This is a genomic window from Lentilactobacillus parafarraginis DSM 18390 = JCM 14109 (assembly GCF_001435895.1).
GTDB classification, from domain to species: Bacteria; Bacillota; Bacilli; order Lactobacillales; family Lactobacillaceae; genus Lentilactobacillus; species Lentilactobacillus parafarraginis.
The window spans coordinates 1-1,403 of record NZ_AZFZ01000167.1 but is presented as its reverse complement, the minus strand read 5'-3'; the positions used below and the strand labels follow the sequence as shown (position 1 = coordinate 1,403).

Annotated in this window: 2 protein-coding genes; both read right to left on the bottom strand. The window is 46.2% G+C overall.

What is annotated here, in order from left to right; genetic code table 11:
• Positions 1-278 precede the first annotated feature (278 nt).
• Positions 279-929, bottom strand: a complete 651-nt coding sequence (locus FD47_RS14515; protein ID WP_054736756.1) for a hypothetical protein — start codon at positions 927-929, stop codon at positions 279-281.
• Positions 930-1,364, bottom strand: a complete 435-nt coding sequence (locus FD47_RS14510; protein ID WP_054736758.1) for a hypothetical protein — start codon at positions 1,362-1,364, stop codon at positions 930-932.
• Positions 1,365-1,403: the final 39 nt, after the last annotated feature.

The following is a 1,403-nucleotide window of genomic DNA, read 5'->3' as shown; positions in this document are numbered from 1 at the left end:
TTCAAAATAGCGTTTGTCTTCAGTCTGAACCAACTGAAATTAATCAGCTGGTTCTTTTTTACGGTACCTATATTGCTATAGATAGACTCCTTGGACTCCACAATCCGCTGAAGTCAGACACCACAAATCCGTGCTTAAAATGTGTCCCGTTATCTAAAAATGTCACCGAGCCGCTTGCGCGGACAACTAAAAGTTGCGTGACCTTTCTCGACTCATCGCATACAATCATTATTGCATATTATGGGGATAATATCAAGGCACCCCCAATCCACTTTTGCCTACTTTTTTTCAGCTGTTTTGCCGGTTGCCTTACGCGGCGTTGACTTGCGGGTTGACTTCTTGGCGGTTGTCTTCTTAGCAGCTGACTTGCGGGCCGTTGTCCGCTTCGGCGCTGCCTTCTTAACGGTCGATTTTTTGGCTGGGGCTTTCTTGGCAGCGGCGCTTTCTTCAGCTTCCTTTTCGGCATTGGTTTTCATATTTTCCTGAACAGCCGCCAAATGGTCAGCCACCCAGTCATTCATCATTGGGAGATAGGTATCTAAGTTCCCCACAAAATCATCCGCCGATGCGACCTCGTCGATCCGGAGGCCGGAAACGTTCACGTTTGGTGAGATCATCACCAGGTAAACGTTCAGTGGCAGCTCATCCTCATCCGAAATCATTTTATCAATTCGCTTAATTTCCGAAAGCGGCAAATTAATCAGGTTGGTTTCCAAACGCACCGACAAATCCGCGTCATCGACCCGAACTTCACCATATCCCAATTTGCCGAGGTTCAATTGCTCCTCAACAAAATCATAAATTGGCCTCATGATATCATCCGGATTGGCAATAAAGTCTTTGAGCGTTGCCGTCGTGATCTTATGTTCAACTTTTTCGTTCGTTACATCTTCAATAAAACTGGTTACGTCTCTATTCAAATTTTCCACCTATTTCTTAAGTTGTTTATTTTTCATCCGTTTTTTGATCATTGCCGTCTGCAGCACCGACCGCAATTTGAACGCCAATCCATACCAATAAAGATTGACGATAATGCCAAATGCACTGAGAGCGGCCACGGCCAGTCGAATCAGGATATTCGCACTGCTTCCCGTGAACATCGTGGTGAGCATCCCCACCAGTCCGACCGTATAAATGGCAACCACCACGGCCATTAGGTAGTAACTAATCCGCACCTTCAGCACCGCCAATAAAATGGTTGCAGCGTAGAAGGCCAGGGCAATGAACGTGACCTGCCAAGCCTCTGAAAGGACGACCCGCTGATTTAACTGCATCACCGGCAGCGTCAGCAGCCAATTAACCAGCAGGAAGATCCCCATTGAAATGATTGCCCAGTAGATAACCTTCTTTTCTTCGTTTTTCAAATTAATCCTCCCCCGATTTAAAATTGAAGTGCAACACTT